This is a genomic window from Qipengyuania sp. JB2-7 (genome assembly GCF_055693485.1).
Window position 1 is genome coordinate 744,282 of sequence record NZ_CM146335.1, and the last position, 16,114, is coordinate 760,395.

General features: G+C 54.1%; 18 protein-coding genes, 1 tRNA gene and 1 pseudogene. 8 read left to right on the top strand and 12 right to left on the bottom strand.

What is annotated here, in order from left to right; all coding sequences use genetic code 11:
• Positions 1–2: 2 nt before the first annotated feature.
• The 4 genes from ACZ1GM_RS03640 to ACZ1GM_RS03655 form a co-directional block, all read right to left on the bottom strand.
• Positions 3–440, bottom strand: coding sequence for a hypothetical protein (locus ACZ1GM_RS03640; protein WP_472677804.1), 438 nt, complete (start codon positions 438–440; stop codon positions 3–5).
• A gap of 88 nt (positions 441–528) precedes the next feature.
• Positions 529–723 carry a hypothetical protein gene (locus ACZ1GM_RS03645; protein WP_472677805.1) on the bottom strand — a complete coding sequence of 65 codons (195 nt, stop codon included), beginning with the start codon at positions 721–723 and terminating at the stop codon, positions 529–531.
• Complete coding sequence (locus ACZ1GM_RS03650; protein ID WP_472677806.1) at positions 723–1,283, bottom strand: recombinase family protein; 561 nt, start codon at positions 1,281–1,283, stop codon at positions 723–725. The genes ACZ1GM_RS03645 and ACZ1GM_RS03650 overlap by 1 nt, the downstream gene beginning before the upstream one ends.
• 132 nt (positions 1,284–1,415) lie before the next feature.
• Complete coding sequence (locus ACZ1GM_RS03655) at positions 1,416–1,946, bottom strand: hypothetical protein (protein WP_472677807.1); 531 nt, start codon at positions 1,944–1,946, stop codon at positions 1,416–1,418.
• Between the two features lie 42 nt (positions 1,947–1,988).
• Here ACZ1GM_RS03655 and ACZ1GM_RS03660 point away from each other — a divergent pair, with 42 nt between their 5' ends.
• Positions 1,989–2,192, top strand: a complete 204-nt coding sequence (locus ACZ1GM_RS03660; protein WP_472677808.1) for a helix-turn-helix domain-containing protein — start codon at positions 1,989–1,991, stop codon at positions 2,190–2,192.
• Between the two features lie 37 nt (positions 2,193–2,229).
• On the opposite strand, the gene ACZ1GM_RS03665 is transcribed toward ACZ1GM_RS03660, so the two are convergent.
• Entirely contained in the window at positions 2,230–2,634 is a 405-nt protein-coding gene (locus ACZ1GM_RS03665) for a hypothetical protein (protein WP_472677809.1), read from the bottom strand.
• 86 nt (positions 2,635–2,720) lie between these two features.
• Between ACZ1GM_RS03665 and ACZ1GM_RS03670 the strand changes: the two genes are divergently transcribed.
• A protein-coding gene (locus tag ACZ1GM_RS03670; RefSeq protein WP_472676197.1) for an IS3 family transposase occupies positions 2,721–4,072 on the top strand; the annotation gives its coding sequence in 2 pieces (ribosomal slippage) (positions 2,721–3,057 and positions 3,057–4,072; 1,353 coding nt in all).
• Between the two features lie 319 nt (positions 4,073–4,391).
• Here ACZ1GM_RS03670 and ACZ1GM_RS03675 read toward each other — a convergent pair.
• The gene (locus tag ACZ1GM_RS03675) at positions 4,392–4,580 is read right to left on the bottom strand and encodes a hypothetical protein (RefSeq protein WP_472677810.1); all 189 of its coding nucleotides are present in this window, start codon (positions 4,578–4,580) and stop codon (positions 4,392–4,394) included.
• An 80-nt stretch (positions 4,581–4,660) separates the two neighbouring features.
• Between ACZ1GM_RS03675 and ACZ1GM_RS03680 the strand changes: the two genes are divergently transcribed.
• Both ACZ1GM_RS03680 and ACZ1GM_RS03685 read left to right on the top strand, forming a co-directional pair.
• Positions 4,661–7,027, top strand: a complete 2,367-nt coding sequence (locus ACZ1GM_RS03680) for an ATP-binding protein (protein WP_472677811.1) — start codon at positions 4,661–4,663, stop codon at positions 7,025–7,027.
• Positions 7,024–7,920 carry a response regulator transcription factor gene (locus ACZ1GM_RS03685; RefSeq protein WP_472677812.1) on the top strand — a complete coding sequence of 299 codons (897 nt, stop codon included), beginning with the start codon at positions 7,024–7,026 and terminating at the stop codon, positions 7,918–7,920. The genes ACZ1GM_RS03680 and ACZ1GM_RS03685 overlap by 4 nt, the downstream gene beginning before the upstream one ends.
• Here ACZ1GM_RS03685 and ACZ1GM_RS03690 read toward each other — a convergent pair.
• The 3 genes from ACZ1GM_RS03690 to ACZ1GM_RS03700 all read right to left on the bottom strand — a co-directional run bounded on the left by ACZ1GM_RS03690 (position 7,828) and on the right by ACZ1GM_RS03700 (position 11,254).
• A complete protein-coding gene (locus tag ACZ1GM_RS03690; protein ID WP_472677813.1) occupies positions 7,828–9,102 on the bottom strand; it encodes a DNA cytosine methyltransferase in 1,275 nt (424 codons plus the stop codon). The genes ACZ1GM_RS03685 and ACZ1GM_RS03690 overlap by 93 nt on opposite strands.
• Positions 9,103–9,294: 192 nt before the next feature.
• Positions 9,295–11,073, bottom strand: coding sequence for a tyrosine-type recombinase/integrase (locus ACZ1GM_RS03695; protein WP_472677814.1), 1,779 nt, complete (start codon positions 11,071–11,073; stop codon positions 9,295–9,297).
• Positions 11,074–11,163: 90 nt separating this feature from the next.
• A tRNA-Ser gene (locus ACZ1GM_RS03700) sits at positions 11,164–11,254 on the bottom strand.
• Positions 11,255–11,484: 230 nt separating this feature from the next.
• On the opposite strand from ACZ1GM_RS03700, the gene ACZ1GM_RS03705 reads away from it, so the two are divergent.
• The 4 genes from ACZ1GM_RS03705 (at position 11,485) to ACZ1GM_RS03720 (ending at position 14,097) form a co-directional block, all read left to right on the top strand.
• The gene (locus ACZ1GM_RS03705; protein ID WP_472677815.1) at positions 11,485–12,291 is read left to right on the top strand and encodes a DUF1134 domain-containing protein; all 807 of its coding nucleotides are present in this window, start codon (positions 11,485–11,487) and stop codon (positions 12,289–12,291) included.
• An 81-nt stretch (positions 12,292–12,372) separates the two neighbouring features.
• Positions 12,373–13,554, top strand: a complete 1,182-nt coding sequence (locus ACZ1GM_RS03710; RefSeq protein WP_472677816.1) for an amino acid aminotransferase — start codon at positions 12,373–12,375, stop codon at positions 13,552–13,554.
• Positions 13,551–13,910 (top strand): GNAT family N-acetyltransferase, encoded by a 360-nt coding sequence (locus tag ACZ1GM_RS03715; protein ID WP_472677817.1) that lies wholly within the window; start codon positions 13,551–13,553, stop codon positions 13,908–13,910. The genes ACZ1GM_RS03710 and ACZ1GM_RS03715 overlap by 4 nt, the downstream gene beginning before the upstream one ends.
• Positions 13,825–14,097, top strand: coding sequence for a GNAT family N-acetyltransferase (locus ACZ1GM_RS03720; protein WP_472678621.1), 273 nt, complete (start codon positions 13,825–13,827; stop codon positions 14,095–14,097). The genes ACZ1GM_RS03715 and ACZ1GM_RS03720 overlap by 86 nt, the downstream gene beginning before the upstream one ends.
• Positions 14,098–14,105: 8 nt before the next feature.
• Here the strand turns inward: ACZ1GM_RS03720 and ACZ1GM_RS03725 are convergent.
• The 3 genes and pseudogenes from ACZ1GM_RS03725 to ACZ1GM_RS03735 form a co-directional block, all read right to left on the bottom strand.
• A pseudogene (locus ACZ1GM_RS03725) lies at positions 14,106–14,769 on the bottom strand (riboflavin synthase).
• A gap of 9 nt (positions 14,770–14,778) precedes the next feature.
• Complete coding sequence (ribD, locus tag ACZ1GM_RS03730; protein WP_472677818.1) at positions 14,779–15,771, bottom strand: bifunctional diaminohydroxyphosphoribosylaminopyrimidine deaminase/5-amino-6-(5-phosphoribosylamino)uracil reductase RibD; 993 nt, start codon at positions 15,769–15,771, stop codon at positions 14,779–14,781.
• Positions 15,768–16,061, bottom strand: a complete 294-nt coding sequence (locus tag ACZ1GM_RS03735) for a hypothetical protein (RefSeq protein ID WP_472677819.1) — start codon at positions 16,059–16,061, stop codon at positions 15,768–15,770. Before ACZ1GM_RS03735 ends, ribD begins: the two co-directional genes overlap by 4 nt.
• Positions 16,062–16,114 lie beyond the last annotated feature (53 nt).

Consider the following 16,114-nt stretch of genomic DNA (forward strand, 5'->3'; position numbering starts at 1 on the left):
CTTCAGGCGAAGGCATCCGGGAAGCCGCTTGGGTAGGTCACCTCGAAGGGCTGGAATTGGCTTTGCGGGTCCATGGCCAGAAGTGTGAACCAAGCTCCTTCACGCCAATTTGCTTTCGCTACTAATAGCCACCGGGCCGGATCATCGAAGCGCGCATGCAGCGCGGCGTGACAACGCTTGCATGCTGGATAGAGGTCGAGCGGACGATCATACCGCTCGGTGTGCATAAAGATGTAGCCAGCGCCTCTGGGATCGTCAGGTTTGGTGTGTCCGCATATGGAGCAAACAATTGGTCGAACCAGCCTGCCTTCGCGCACGGCCTTATTCTGGATAGGGGTAACGGCACATCGAGATGGCCAGTCCCAACCATTGTAAGGCCGTTGCCAAGGTTTGCGTTTGGGCTTTGCCACATGACCAAACAAGTCGCCTGAAAAGCTCATTTAGTTACCCTCAAAATTGCCGAATAGATCAATGCTTTCATAGATTTGTGCCGCATTAGTTTTTTTGAGCCTTTTGCGGTTTTTGCCATCACAACACCTGCTCGATTTTGGCGGCGCGATCTCCAATTTTTCTTACGACGCGTTGCAACTGCCCGACGAGAACGAGATACTCGTCTGTCGCCAGCCCATGCGCCTGACCCTCAACAGCGATGGAATGCGCATCTTCGATTATCCCGGTGAGAATTGCGAACTGCTCGCCAAAATCCAGTGCTCCCCGTTGCACTATCGAACCTCTGCTAGAATGCGATATGCCGATGACTTGGAGACGCCGGTCAGTTCGGCGATCTGAGCGGGCGTATGGCCCTCTGAGCGCAGGCGAAGTATCTCTGGGGTCTTCGCACGCGCTGTTGGCGCACGGCCTTTATAACGTCCTTCTGCCTTAGCTCTCGCAATACCTGCACGTTGGCGTTCCAGAAGCAAGCTGCGCTCAAATTCTGCGAAGGCGCTAAACATCGTCAGCATCATGCGCCCGGTTGCGCTTTGGCTATCAACCGATGATCCGCCAAAATCGAGTATTCTTAGCGCCACGCCCTTGGCATCCAGTCTGTCGATAATTTCCAGAAAGTGACGTGTTGAGCGCGCCAGTCGATCAAGCCGCGTAACGATCAACGTATCGCCATCTCGGACAAAATCTAGCGCCGCCTCAAGTTCATCGCGGCGGGCAACGCTGGAGATTTGTTCTTTGAATATTTTCGTGCAACCCGTTGCACCAATTAACTCAATCTGTTTCTCAAAGCCCGCGATCTGCTCTGTTGTGCTCGTCCGGCAATAGCCAACTAACATACTGTTTCCCCGTCAATTTCTTCGCTGAAGAATGACAGAAAATGGTGTCTAAGTCACGGGAAATGCTCAGTTTTTATGTCAACCGACACGCTGTTGCAGACGAACATTTCTGCGGCTGAGCACCGGGATTGGTCAAGACCCGGCGATAGCATCCCGTACCAGTGCGGCTTGAACTTCGGCTTCATTGCCCGACACCGAAACATAGTCTGATCCTAGGTTGGCTCTGGCGATTGACCGACATCTGGCATCCCAGAAGCCAACAAACTCACGAAAATAGACTTCGATTTCCTCAACTGTGTCAGCGTGTTCTGGAACTGATGCCATCAAGCCCATGTCGCTTTTTTCGCGCTCAAGTGCTTTAAGCATGAGTGCTTCTGCAGTTGATCGGTCCACTCTCAACCTGACTGCCTCGCGAAATGCTCGGTCGGTGAGTTCTTTTGGTATGCCGGAATGGTCCGCAACTCTGAAGCCCATGCTCTTACAGCTTTTGATGGATGTGATTGTCCGGGAAAAGTCGGAGGCAACCTCACCGAACTCAACATAGTCACCGGACTGACCATGGGCTGGCGTCAACCAGAAGGCTCCGGCGCAGATCGCCACAATGTGGATCGGGTTTCTCATGTGGCTCACCGAACGATCAATTACTTTTTTGATGTTACTCATCGTCTGTAGACCGATAGGCGACACCTGCTTGAAGTCAAGGCGATGGATATCCGTCTTCGCCTTGCAAAAAACCTCAAAGAACTGAGGAATGAGCGCGACTGGTCGCAGGAAAGCCTAGCGGCTGAGTGCGGCATCCATCGGACCTACGCCAGCGATCTTGAGCGAGGTGCGCGTAATCCATCGATTGATGTAGTCGAGCGGATTGCCAATGCGCTCGGTGTCACGGTCGGTCGGTTGCTAGACTAAGCATCACGACGTGACGAAAGTCCTCTTCGTTCAGACCTCAATGAAAGTCCGAAAAAATACCGTCCAAGGTCGGGTCGAATTGAAATACTAAGTCTTGAGAGAGGCTCTGAAAAACTTCCTGCACAATGCCTTCAACACCATACCATTCCTCCGATCTATCCTTGTCAGTGTGTATGGTGTCGTCCGAGAAAACCACGCCCGCTCCCGCTGCCGTTTTGGCTAGTGCAAACGCGTCATCAAAGGCCAGTCGGTAGTCGAGCTGATGCGCCATCTTATTCCTGATATTGCCGATACGTTTGAGCAGCGCATGCATGTCGCTATCAAGCAAATCGATTGCGCGACAGAGACCACACAGTCGGGAATAGTTGGTACGGTCTAAATCAATAACATCGGGATCGGTAAGGTTGTGTCTCAATATGACCAACAGCAAGCCCTCTATCACCTGTTCCCCGTCAGCACCTATGGCACAGATTAGCGGTTGAAGTTTAGGAGAGTTTTGGTTCTCGTCGTAGTGACGAAGGAACGAAGATGAGAACCAAAAAGTCGAAGTCGAAGCAACCTGCGGAGCAGGTTGTGAAGGACATCCGCCGTCGGACGCGGCGGCACTTCTCAGCCGAAGACAAGATCAGGATCGTATTGGAAGGTCTGCGCGGCGATGATAGCATTGCTGAGCTGTGCCGCCGTGAAGGGATCGCGCAAAGCCTGTATTACACCTGGTCGAAGGAATTCATGGAAGCGGGTAAACGCCGTCTTGCTGGCGATACAGCCCGTGCTGCGACCACGGATGAGGTGAAGGATCTGCGTAATGAGGCGCGTGATCTGAAGGAGTGTGTTGCTGATCTGACCCTGGAGAACCGGTTGCTCAAAAAAAGCATGACCGGGCTTGGGGGAGACGACGCATGAGATACCCTGCATCTGAGAAGCTGGAGATCATCAAGCTGGTCGAGCAGTCACATCTGCCTGCCAAGCGCACGCTGGATCAGCTCGGCGTGGCGCGGCGGACCTTCTACCGCTGGTATGACCGCTACCTAGAAGGCGGGCCTGAGGCGCTCAAGGATCGTCCCTCAACGCCAAGCAGGGTATGGAACCGCATTGCGCCCGAAGTGCAGGACCAGATCGTTGATATGGCGCTGGAGCATAGCGAGCTCAGTCCGCGTGAACTTGCGGTGCGCTTCACTGATGAGAAGCGCTACTTCGTCTCTGAAGCGACCGTTTACCGACTTCTGAGGGCTCATGATCTGATCACCAGTCCTGCTTACACGGTGATCAAGGCGGCAGACCAGTTCCACACGCAAACCATGCGACCGAACGAGATGTGGCAGACGGACTTCACCTACTTCAAGATCATCGGGTGGGGCTGGATGTACCTCTCCACCGTGCTCGATGATTACTCGCGCTACATCATCAGCTGGAAGCTGTGCACCACCATGCGAGCCGAAGACGTCACTGAGACCCTCGATATGGCTCTTACTGCTTCAGACTGTAGCCATGCCAATGTGCTGCATAAGCCGCGCCTGCTATCGGACAACGGTCCCTGTTACATCGCTGGAGAGCTGGCTGATTACATCAGCGCCAAGAAGATGGATCACGTGCGAAGCGCGCCCTTCCATCCGCAGACCCAAGGCAAGATCGAGCGCTGGCATCAGACGCTCAAGAACCGTGTTCTGCTGGAGAACTACTTCCTGCCAGGCGATCTAGAAAACCAAATCAAAGCGTTCGTCGAGCATTACAACCATCAGCGCTATCACGAGAGCCTCGACAACGTCACACCTGCCGACGTCTACTTCGGTAGAGCCGCAGCCATCATCAAGCGAAGAGAAAGGATCAAACAAAAGACGCTAAAACATCGCCGCTTGCTTCACCGCAAGCTAGCCGCCTAAACTGAAACCAACAGACGAGGCCAGTCCTCCAAACGATCAACTCTCAGTCTGTGCCAAATGTCATGACGACGGACAAGCAAGCCCTCTATCACCAACTGCCCTCTCATGAAGCCACTGTTGATACTCGGTTCAAGTAGGTGAACTATGTGCTCTATTTTTGGACCGGGACGGGGCTTCTTCGCCATTTCAGGCCTAACTCCTATTCCAATTGCGCTTCTCAATAGGGTCATCACTTTGCAAGAAAATGTTCTGCAGCATTTTGAGAGACCTATGCGAGAAGCCTTAGCACTAATTGTCCACACTCCCACTAGAGCAAACTTCAGCTAGACGATCCCTCGCCGAGGGCCATGATCACATGCTCCAATCGTGCCTTCAATTCTTCCATCTTTTGCGATGTGATGTCGTCGCCACTTGGAGAAATAAGGCGTGCGCCGCCACTGAACCATTTGAGTTCGTCTTGGATGAACTGTCTTTCCGTTCTCGCCCAGTCACTAAGTGCTTTGCTCATAAACCCTCCCGACATCTAGGTTGCTGTCACGATGGCCAGACGCCACATGACTATGCAATTGCTCGACCAACCGTTATCTCATGTCAAACATGACGACGACAAAACACTTCCGGGTAAGTTCTTACCTTAAAGATATTATCGGGCGCGATCTCGTCACAAATGAGTTTGTCGCGGTCTTTGAACTGGTTAAAAACTCATTTGATGCGAATGCGAAGCGCGTAGACATCGCCTTTGACTTGGCAAGAAACGAACTCTGGATTGTCGACAATGGAAAGGGCATGGACGAACGCGGTATAACCGACCGTTGGCTATTCGTCGCCTACTCGGCAAAAGCTGATGGGTCAGAGGATGATGCCGAGGCTGCCGACTATCGCGACCAAATCAAAGCTCCTGGACGATACGCAGGTAGCAAGGGTATTGGGCGTTTTTCATGCGATACACTCGGTGAGGAACTTGCGCTTTTCTCACGGACGCAAGTAGACAAGACCACGCAGCGCCTCGATGTGAAGTGGGACAGTTTCGAGCAGGACAGCAAGAAATTGTTCCAGAAGATAGGTGTGAACCTTCAATCAGTCGATGACTTTCCAGAAAAAGCACCCGTCAAGCTACCCAAAAAATCCGGAACGGTGTTGCGCATAAAGAACCTGCGCGCAGTCTGGAACGCCGATCACATTGAAAAACTTAAGAGGTACCTTGAAAAGCTGATCGACCCATTTGGAACAACGAAGGACACCCCAGTCCATATCACAATCAAGAACTCCGACTTCGACAAGGCCACCCTGCGTGAACTCGAAGGCCCTGTGGGCAATGACTTGAGAGAGTTGCTAACGGAGAAGACCACTCGGATCGACGTGACTATCACCGACGACGAGATACGAACGTCATTGGTAGACCGAGATCGCTTAATTTACGTGATCACAGAAGAAAATGAATACGAAGGCCTCAAGACGGCCAAGGTCGAAATCGAAGTGTTCTTTCTTAATCGAAGTGCCAAGAACACTTTCACCAGACGAATGGGTGTGCAACCAGTTAAGTTTGGCAGCGTTTTTTTGTTCCTTAATGGTTTCCGCGTCTTTCCGATTGGCGAAGAGACCGATGACACGCTCGGCCTCAATAGAAGGAAACAGCAGGGCACATCACGGTATCTCGGAACACGTGATATCATGGGTAGGATCGACATTACAGCCCGCCCCCGGATGTTCCGTGAAGCGTCAAGCCGTGACGCTGGATTGATCGAGGACGCGCACTCACGTGATCTCTATGAAGCAATCTTGAGAAAAGCCATCGTCAGGCTGGAACGATATGTTGTTGGTGTGACGTGGAAGGATAAGGCAGACAAAGACCGAGACGATGCAAGTGGTCTAGAGTTTGGGGAAACCAAAGGCCGAGTTGCCCAGATCATCGCTAGTCTCGCGGCTACAAGCGACCTCCAACTGGAATATTACGATCCTGACCTTGTCGACATCTTCGACGATGATTTGCGGACTGTCGATGGCGCAATCAAAGCACTCACTACTATCGCCGAAAATCAGGGGGACGAGGCGCTTCTGCGGCGCGTCGAAAACGCAAAAGCGCGAATAAAGGAACTTGAAGAAGCAGAGGCCGAAGCTGCCGAAGCAGCACGAGAAGCCCTAGCGGCGAAAGCGCGAACGGACGCTCGCCTCAAGCAACTTGAGTTGCAAACGCAGTATCTAGCCTCAACGCAGGATATGACTGTCGAGCAGATGACGCTGCTCCTGCATCAGGTGATGATCTATTCCGGTAACATCAGTGCTGCGATAGATAGATCATTGAAGGGCGCGAATGCCATAATCGCTGCGGCAAGCGAAATCGAAATTGGAGGCGATGACGATGATCTGGGTGACGCAGCGGCTTCAATTCGATCACGAACGAAGAAGGTGGCAGACGATCTGGACTACATCCATCTCGAAAATGACCGGCTAATCGCGGTTGCCAGATTTGCTTCCAACGCCCGATTTGATCTTGAAACCGACAGACTGGCCGGTGATGCAGTCGCATTCCTCGACGAGTATGTAAATCAAGTCCGCAGTGAGCGTGACGCTACTTCAACTGTTCGGTTTGAAGCGAACGAGCTTGAACTCGACACCGAGTTCCGTCCGGTCGATCTTGTGGTAGTGGTCGACAATCTCCTCGACAATGCGCGCAAACATGGCGCGAGAATGATGTCAATGAGTGCAAGAAAGTCCTTAATCAAAGGGCGCATCGAGGTTTTGATCTCCGACGATGGCCGTGGGATCGATGAAGACGAAATCGATCCCTCTAAGATATTTGATAAAGGCTACTCCTCTACACCCGAAGGCACTGGATTGGGGCTTTACCACTCTCGCAAGGTTTTAGAGGCGATGGGCGGCGGGTTATCGCTGGACCCCTCACGCGAAACCGGACGCGTCGATCTAGTCATGCTGCTACCGGAGCGATCAAAATGAACCTGACCTTCAATGTATGTTGGATCGAAGACCAAGCGAGTGATGCATTGGTCAATGGTGTTCAGGATGCAATACGCGACGGAGGGTTCGAGCCACGCATTGATCGTATAGAAACGCCAGAGGATATTGCCGCATTCGCGAAGAGGCAGTCAGATTTCTATGACTATGAATTGATCCTTCTCGATCTTCAATTGGGCGAGACGCGAGGCGATGAACTGGCCAAAGACGTGCGGAGACAATTCAACTCGACACCTCTCCTGTTTTACAGTGGCCGCGACGAGAGCGAACTTCGTCAGTTGATGTTCGATGCGCAGATTGAAGGCGTTTATTGTGTGCATCGAGATCGGCTTGTAAACCGAGTTCACGAACTGGTTCAGAATTTGTCCCCCGCCCTCAATCGCCTGAATGCAATGAGGGGACTTGCGTCGCAAACTGTCGCCAGTTGCGATGAACATTTTCGAGATATCATCTTGCATTTTGGAGCTGACGAAAAGAAGGCCGAGGAGATCATGACCACCATGATCTCGAACTCAGAGAAGAGCACCATGGAGTGGTTAGACGAGGTTAAGTCGATCAAAAGCCTAGACGATCTGCTTGAAAAGATGCCTAGTGTTGCTCTTTATATTGAGGCCGATAGATTGGCACGATCTGAGAATGGTTCAGACGAAGTTCGCGATCTTCTGCGATCCTTGAAATCCAACTATAGAAAAGGACTGCTGTATCGCCGAAACGCCCTTGCGCATGGCAAGGAGGAGCGCACCGAGGATGGCTTCCAAGTCCCTCGCAAAAATGCAAATCCGTTAACTCGCACGGACTTCATACGTTTTCGGTCCGACTTCGGTAGAATACTTGGACACGTTACCGACCTCCGCAGGCTGTTGATCGTCGAGTAGGCCCAAGAGGACCTGACCAATAGCTTCCGCAAGCAGCGGGGGGACTGCATTTCCGATCTGCGTAAAGCGTGGGCAGGCCGATTTTCGGCGCTCCCCGCCAGTAGTGTAGGGGCCGCTAAAAGCGAACCAATCGGGGAATGACTGCAAACGGGCTAACTCTCGCACTGTCAGTGATCTGGGATCAGAGTAGTGGATGATGTCGTCCGGCAAGGTCGTCACGGTTGGCGCAGGCATATCTTCATGAAGTGGAGTGGTAGAGCGCTTTCCAATCCCAAGACGTAGGCGATCTTTGGGTGAAAGGCTTCTTCCACGAGGACAAGTTTCGAGTATCTTGGAAAAACGGGCGACAGTCTTGTCGGTATGCCGAGCCAGTCGACAGTCTGAGGGTTGCCCAGACTGGCCAGCCCTCATCAGCTTCTGGAAACTGCTATCGGCCTCACCACGCGACAATGCTCCATATCCGCGCTCGCCCCATTCTGGGTCTGGTCGCGGCTTTGATCCTCTAAGAACAAAATCCGAGAGTGCCTCGCTTGCCGATACAGGCACATGATCAATTCCCTTGTCAGTGAGGAAGCGCTTCCTTGACGTCTTCAACCTGCTCATGGGATCAATGCCCGGCAAGCTGCTGGCAATGGCTGCAATCAGAATAAAGCGTGGTCGTTTCTGCGGCACTCCGTAGTCAGTTGCGATAAGCACATCAGACCAAACGTCGTATCCTAAACTTGCCAATCGAGCCTTCGCAGCTTCATCGTAATTTCCGCCATCGGCGTGGGGCATCGAAGTGAAACCGCGAACATTCTCAAGTAGCACCAGCCGAGGCTGCACGAGTTCCACTGTCCGGAGATAAGCCTCAACCATCTGACTTCGCGGATCGTCCGGGTCGCGCCTCCCATTCATGGAAAAGCCCTGACACGGTGGGCCGCCTGCCACCAAATCGACTTGTCCATGCAATTGCTTGAGGTCACTTTCATGGTCTTCGACCAGTGAAGTTATGTCGTGCGGTCGTTTTTCCAGCCATTCTGGCCAGTCGCAATGATACCTTCGACCGTCGAGAAGGTTGTTGCTATAAGTCGCGAAAGCATCCGGATGCTGCTCAATCGCGAACTCGCAATCAAAGCCAGCATTGTGAAGGCCAAGAGAAAGCCCACCACATCCCGCAAAAAGATCAATAAACTTCGGCACGGGCGGTCTTTACAACGGAAACAGTTAAGATGTCCAGGGCGCTAGTCTGGCGGCTGCAACCCGATGCTAACCTAGGACTACAGCACATTCTCAGGCCTTTGTCCCATACCCTCATTGTTAGTGTCAGTTTTCGCTCAAAGTCCCAGAATGCTGGGCTTCGTACATGTTTGGTAGGCCCACGACGCGTGAAAATCATAGCAGGCGATGACTGGCGAGGTGCTCAATCTCGATGCCATATTTGACCTTGAGGATTTGCCCCTTCAGCCGGTCGGCCTCCAATCCTACTCCATAGCGGCGCGATGTCCTTCCCTCACGTGACCAACCGCACAACTCCTCCATGTCGTGCTCAGGAACATTTGCTCGGTCGAGTGCGCGCTTGAAGGTGTGACGGAAGGAATGAAAACTCAGTTTCTTTCTGCGGTCGCCTAATTCCAGTTTCTCAAGGTCTTTGCGAAAGCGTTTTGAGAATACCGAACTGGCATTGCCAAATTTGTCTTCGTGGATTTCGGGGAACAAAGTTTGGTTGGCGATCCCCGTCCGCTGAACCCATTCAATCAAGCCGATGTGTTGCAGGAATGGATGCACAGGAATTTCTCGCTGAGCGTTTTCACTCTTGAGCTTCATATCGGGCGTCAAAATGATGAAATCGTTTCCCTCTGGTGAGACCCTGAAGTGATCAGGCGTGAGTTGAAGAATTTCGCCGCTACGCATGCCTGCGAACAACCCAATCAATGGCAACCAATAGCGCGCACGCCGAACAATGTTTGGTCCCGGCTTGTGAAAGCCAAAAGCGTCATCGACACTCCCGGTATAAAGTGGTCGATCAAAGAACCTTTGTAGCTCATCATTCTCGAAGGGGAGCTTGGCGACTGATCCCTGCGGCTTTCGCCCAGCAGGACTGAGGTCGTCGGCATAATTCCGGATTACATATTCACGTTTTGATGCCCATTCCATGAAGCGTTGAAGCTGGGCGAGATACTTCTCTTGCGTGTTCCATTGAAGGCTCACCATGCCCTTTGCGTCCGCATGGTCGGCTAATTCTCGATAGTCCTTATTGGTCTTACGAAGCCCGATTTGGAAATTCGTTGGAAGGCGGGAAAAGACATCTTGAAAGTCCTCACATTCCCTGAGGCGAATGGAATGCATCGCACGATTGGAGCCGAAGAATTTCTCTATGTGCTCTAGCTCACGCAAGTAGCGGTCTGTTGTTTTAGGCTGATGCTTGCCTTGCTCACGCTTTGCGACGAGCCTTTGGCGAAACTCATCGATTGCCTTGCCCAAGGAAATGGCTTCAATGCCGACGCCATCTGTCTGGCCGAGCGGCCTTTTCTCAAAAAGACTGTCGGTTATGCGATCAGAGAAATCGCCATCAAATCTCGCTCGCCGGATGTCCAAAAGTTGGATTGCTGCGCGGCGCAGATGTTCGCGAAGAAGTTGTCCTGCCTCGCTACTCCACTCACAGCGATAGCCGTTTTCATGCAATAGACGGTTCTCAAGGTCGCCAGTCGGGACAGCATCGCGTGGATCGTTCGCGCCGGTAAGCAGTCCGCGTTCTTCGTTGAGCTCATCTCGATAATCAGCTGCCTCGTTCGGCAACATCTCGGAGGCGGCGACAGGATTGATGTCGATCTGCCGCATCGCTTCGGAGAAGAACTTTTGAACGAGCCGCTCGGCTTCTATCGGCTGGAGAATGGCGAGCTTGGTGCTGGTTGGGCGAGGAATAGGGTTGCTGGTCGGAACTATGCCGCTCTGAACCGTCTTGCTGCTTTCCGTTTGGAAATAGCGCTCTGCCTCCAATTGCAGGGTGACCACCCGTGAAATCGCTTCATCGTAATCGCTGGTGTTAGTGGATCGCACAAAATCGGAGCGGCTCTCGCCGTCTTGCAGGTAGCGTTTCGGCCATCGCTTCCGAAAGTACCAAACGCCGTTTTTCCGCTTTGTAAGCCCGCTTGGTTTCCCCACTTCGCCCATGCCCGTGTGTTACAGGTTTGTGTTACAGTTGGCAATTTCAAGCAATTGTAATTACTCAAAATACCGGAAAATAAGGAAAAATTTGGAAAATGGCGGAGACGGAGGGATTCGAACCCTCGATACCCGTATTAGGTATGGTTCCTTAGCAGGGAACTGGTTTCAGCCACTCACCCACGTCTCCGGAAGGCGCGTTTCCGCGCGAGAGGCGGGCCTATAGCTCGCTCTATCTGTGCCATCAAGGGGGTGTGAGCAGCGTTTTATCTACGGTGGTGAGATCGGCACCGTCACCAAACCACCCTGAATGACTCGCTCTGCCGTATTTTCGATTCGGTTCATCGTTCGCTCATTGCGGACCGCGACAATGAGGATTCTGAAGACCGACAAAGCGTCTGGCGCATCGAAAGGCTTACTATGGCAACCGCTCATTCATTTTTTGGTTTTGCGCCGCTGCGCATTCTTGCGCTGACGGTTGGGGCCTTTGGTTTGGCAACCAGCCCGGTCGCTGCGCAGGTCGAAACCGTTGATCCAGACATGGCGATCGATGGCGATCTGGAACCTTTGCCCAGTGAAGCTGGATCAACAGCGGTTCAGGATGAGCCGGCAGTTGTCTATTCTCAGACACCGCCAGAAGGTGCTCCGCCTGAGACAATCACGCCCGATTGGCTGGATGAGACTGACTCAGAACAAGCTGGCGCACCTTCGACCACAGAAACCGTCGCCGTAGACGAGAACGCGACGACCTATCGCGAGGATGATCTGATCGGCGCTGCTGAGGGCGTTTTTGGCAAAGGAGCCAAGGGCGTTGCAACGATGATCCAGAACCTGTTGGCCAAGCAGGGTGAGCCGAACGCGTATATCGTTGGTCGTGAGGCTGGCGGCGCTTTCGTAGTCGGCGCGCGTTATGGCTCGGGCACGATGTTCCACAAGGTAGAGGGTGAGCGTCCGGTATACTGGACGGGGCCCTCAATCGGGTTTGACGCGGGGGCCAATGCGGGCAGTACCTTTGTCCTCGTCTACAACCTCTATGATAGCGAAGAGCTTTATGAACGCTATCCCGCTGGCGAAGGACAGGCGTATGTCGTGGGCGGCATGACCGCGAGCTATTTGCGTAAGGGCGATGTTGTCTTGATCCCTATTCGTGTCGGGGCAGGTCTGCGTCTGGGTGTCAACGCAGGTTATATGCGCTTTTCCAAGAAGCAGCGCTGGCTGCCGTTTTGATAGCATCGGGAAAGCGCGAATAGCGCGGCGTTAAGTCAATTTTCTATTGCGAGTGAGGCGCGCTGGTTGCATGGCGCGCTCATGCTTCAGAACCTTCAACAACAAGCCCCCGATGCGCTGCTGGCGCTGATCAAACTGTATGCCGCCGATGATCGATCCGACAAGATTGATCTGGGAGTAGGCGTCTATCGGACGGGTGAGGGCGACACGCCTGTTTTTGCGGCGATCAAGGGCGCGGAACAGCGTTTGGTCGATACGCAGGACAGCAAGTCCTATCTCGGGCCAGAAGGTGACATGGGTTTTGTCAACGCGATGGCTCCTTACGTCTTCGGCCCGGATGCGACGAAGGGCGGGCGGATTCAGGGAATGCAGACGCCAGGTGGGACCGGGGCAGTTCGGCTCGCGGCGGCACTCGCCAAGGAGTCAGGCGCGACCCGCGTTCACATGGGTACGCCGAGCTGGCCCAATCATGCGCAGATTTTCGCAGATTTGGATTTAGAGATCGCGCCATTCGCCCATGCAACAGGTGAAGGCGACGCGGATATTGAGGCAGTTCTGGGTGCCATCAGCACTGCAACCGCCAACGATGTGGTGCTGCTCCATGGCTGCTGCCACAATCCGACCGGCATTGATTATACAGCTGATCAATGGACTGAGATTGCAAATGCCCTCGCGAACTCACCTGCACTGCCATTGCTCGACATCGCCTATCAGGGTCTGGGGCTTGGTATGGAGGAAGATGCAGCGGGTGTTCGCACTGTCTTGGACGCGGTGCCACAAGCGCTGATTGCCTATAGTTGCGACAAGAACTTTGGTATGTATCGCGACCGAGTTGGCGCACTCTATATGATGACTGAGCGTCCCGATCAGCTCGATTCAGTGGCATCCAATGCGAACGCTTTGGCTCGTGCAAGCTGGTCAATGCCGCCTGATCACGGCGGTGCGGCGGTGCGCGTAATCCTAAGGGATTCGGGCCTCACCAAATTGTGGCTGGATGAAGTGACCAGCATGCGTGAGCGGATGCGCGATGTGCGCGCGCGCCTCGCGACGGCAGACAATGAAGCGCGAGGGCTAGGCCTTGCGTCGCTGGCCAATCAAAACGGTCTGTTTGCGATGCTGCCATTGAGCAAGGATCAGATTCAGACCCTGCGAGAAGACCATGCAATTTACATGGCCGGCTCTGGCCGGATCAACATTGCCGGACTGTATGACGGGAATATCCCGAAATTCATCGCCGCATTGGCTGACGTAACGGGCGCATGAACAGACAACCGATCCTTGAGGCAGAAGGGCTGTTGCTAAAGCCGTTAACGCCAGAGGATTGGCAGGCGCTTTATGCAGTGGCATCTGATCCCGCGATTTGGGAACAACACCCGATGCATGATCGCTGGCGTGATGATGTGTTTCGCGAATTTTTCGATGATGCATTGGTCAAAGGCGGCGCATTGGTCGTCATTGATACCGCTCAAGACGCCGTGATTGGCTCATCGCGATACTCAGGCGTACGATCCAGAAGATGGTGGATCGGTCGAGATTGGCTGGACTTTTCTAGCGCGCAATTACTGGGGCAAAGGCACGAACCACACAATGAAACGCCTGATGCTCAAACACGCCTTTGACAATGTGGATCGGGTCGACTTTCTGGTCGGCGAAACGAATTATCGTTCGCGGCAAGCGCTTGAAAACATTGGTGCTGAGCGAACTCGGCGGACTGAGCTCGCCAAGTATCAGGGCAAACGCGTGCTTCATCTCGTTTACGAGATAACGAAAGATAATTTCGAAAACGGGCCGCTCTGCGCGGCCTAAGCCGGTAATCAGACCTGCTGCAAATCCCGCATGCGTTTGAGATATCGGGCCAGGACATCGATTTCGAGATTAACGTGGTCGCCTTGTGACAGCTTGCCGAGTGTCGTTACCTCACCAGTATGCGGGATAATGTTGAGGCTGAATGTGCAATCACCGTTGTCCATGTTATCGCCATCATTGCACATGTTGGCGTCATCATTGCGGTGATCGATGACGCTATTGACGGTGAGTGACACCCCCTGAACGGTTACCGACCCTTTTTCAGCGATGTACGGCGCAATGTCTTTGGGCGCACGAATATCCAGCCGGGTCGAACCGCCGATGTCGTCGGTCAAAGTGACTTCGCCAACAGCATCAACATGACCGGTCACCAAATGGCCGCCAAGTTCATCGCCCAGCTTGAGAGCCGGTTCGAGATTGAGTTTCCGGCCCTCTTGCCACTGATGGGTGGCGGTTCGGCTGATCGTTTCGCCCGAAACATCAACCGCAAACCAGGCATCGCCCGGAATTCCACCGCGTTCAACAACCGTGAGGCATACGCCGGAGCAGCATATTGACGCCCCGATATCGATGCCGGTACGGGTCCCACGGGCAGGCAACGGTGATCCGCATATCATCGCGCTGTTCCGCCTTAATGATCGTGCCGATTGCGGTGATGATGCCAGTGAACATGGGGTGCTTCTATCCTGATGCTGCAGAAACGTGGGGCGGCTCATAAGCCTCAAACACATCACTGCCAAGTTGACGGCGTTCGACGCAAGCCCATCGATTATGTGCATCTGCCAGAGACTCCAGCGCAATATCGCCGACACCGCCCTGGCCAGCGCCGATAATGATCGGTGCGCGGTAAATCTCAAGCCGGTCCACCAGCTCTTCCCTCAGGAATGAGGCTGCCGTTTGCGCGCCGCCTTCGACATACAGATATTGAGTGTTCTCAAGTTGGCTGATCTGATCGGGTCGGTTGATGATTTTGACGCCGTCGGGTGCAACACCACGGGTCAGGACAACGCGCTGCGGCGATAGATTTTCCAGCCCCGACAGCCGCACATCAAGACGCGGCACATCGCTGCGCCAGGTTTGGCCGCCGACGAGTATCGCATCATTCATTGCGCGGCGTGCATGCACATGCGCCCGGGATGCTTCGCCCGTAATCCATTGGCTTTCGCCATTGGCCATCGCAATTTTTCCATCAAGGGAAAGGGCCAACTTGAGCGTCACATGCGGTCGGCCACGACGCTGCCGGGTCAGATATCCGGCGAGGCTGGCCGCACACCCCTGATGGTCAATCACGTCCACCATGATCCCCGCCCGGCGTAGCAATGCGACGCCTTGGCTAGAGGTCCGTTCGTCTGGATCGAGCTGTCCAATAACTGCGCGGGCAACACCGTTACCCGCCAACAGGTCAGCGCAGGCTGGCCCGCGTTCTGACTGATGCGCGCACGGTTCCAGGCTGACATAGGCGGTGGCGCCCTCGCTGGATCGGCCTGCACTTTCTAAGGCGGCGGCTTCTGCATGTGGACGTCCGCCAGCTTGGGTCCACCCACGACCGACGACGCGCCCGTCTTTCACGAGGACGCAGCCGACGCTGGGGTTGGGGCGGCTCAGCGGGCGACCACGCAGCGATAGCCGTGCGGCAACATCCAGCCAGTCACTGTCCCCGTGTGGTTTGGTCATTGAGCGGCTGGAGCAGCCGCGCTGTCCGCCTGCGGATCATTCGTTTGTGCGCCCGCTGCCCGAGCGGCTGCTGCCGCTTCTTCCTCGGCACGTTCGCGCTCCAGACGTTCATCAATCGCGTCAACATCAATACCGGTCGCGCGGCCAAGCGCGCGGTACATGTCGCGCACCTCTTGTTCCCGCTGCGCCTGCTCTGCGGCGAGTTCGTCTTTGCGGCGCTGGTTTTCAATGTTCGAGGCAATGATCTCTTCATCGGTCCGGCCATCAGCGAAGGTGGAGATATACGTCACTTCGGGCTTTGCAGGGGGGCGTAAGACCGATGTTGTGCAAGGACGACTAGCAA